The sequence below is a fragment of the Aquabacterium lacunae genome, assembly GCF_004310865.1.
GTDB classification, from domain to species: Bacteria; Pseudomonadota; Gammaproteobacteria; order Burkholderiales; family Burkholderiaceae_C; genus Aquabacterium; species Aquabacterium lacunae.
Map to the genome: position 1 here is coordinate 1 of NZ_SIXI01000039.1, position 715 is coordinate 715.

The 715-nt window shown below is 58.2% G+C and carries 1 protein-coding gene; it reads right to left on the reverse strand.

Annotated features, from left to right (window positions below; all coding sequences use genetic code 11):
- Window positions 1–338: 338 nt before the first annotated feature.
- The gene (locus EYS42_RS16905) at window positions 339–563 is read right to left on the reverse strand and encodes a hypothetical protein (protein WP_130969383.1); all 225 of its coding nucleotides are present in this window, start codon (window positions 561–563) and stop codon (window positions 339–341) included.
- Window positions 564–715 lie beyond the last annotated feature (152 nt).

A 715-nucleotide genomic window follows, 5' to 3' on the forward strand; every position in this document is an offset into this window, starting at 1 on the left:
TGAGCGCCGGGCTTGAAACGAAGCCAGCTGGTTGATGAACCAGGAAGCAGCCGAGCCCTGCAAAACCATTCCCGCGTAATAAGCGGAGCAGGGCGCTTGGCGCCGCAAAACATGCCCTGCAAATGCTGCCAGAGCCTATTTCAGAAGTGGCCTGCCGTTGGCGCTCCGCTTGAGCGAGGGGTTAGGCCGCGCTGGCGAGGTTGCGCCAGATGAGAAGAGAGCGAACTCTCGTTGCTGTACTTGTGCCTGACCGAATACGTAGTGGCACGGACACTGGCTGAACTGGATGGAGACCTGTTCCCGAGAAAGTTGAAGGTGGGCGCAGGCAATCTTGAATTTCATTTCGGCACCGCCGGCAACGCCTTCTGCATGTCTTCGGCTGTGACTTCGACTGAACCTGGGCTCGCTTCGTCGCGAACATTGAGCACCAAATAGGCTGTTGGGCCAAGGAGCAGGACTGTCACGAATGCTCGTACCCAGACTTTAACTTTGGATGTCAAGCCGCGCGTCAAGAAACAGGTCAGGGCGAGTAGCACGATGACGACCGAGAGAAGTAGAAGCATGTGTGCCTCGGTGTTGATTCTGCGCGGCCTAACGCCGAGGTTAACCGGCGCCGGAGCCGAAGGCGGAGGGCACCAGCACTGGCCATGAAAATGCCGAAGGCATGGCCAGTGTTGGCGTCCGCGTTGAACCGACAGTTAGCCTGGTAACAGGT

Bases quoted from the DNA above. Each gene is read 5' to 3' on its own strand.
- EYS42_RS16905 (WP_130969383.1), bottom strand. From the start codon at position 563: ATGCTTCTACTTCTCTCGGTCGTCATCGTGCTACTCGCCCTGACCTGT.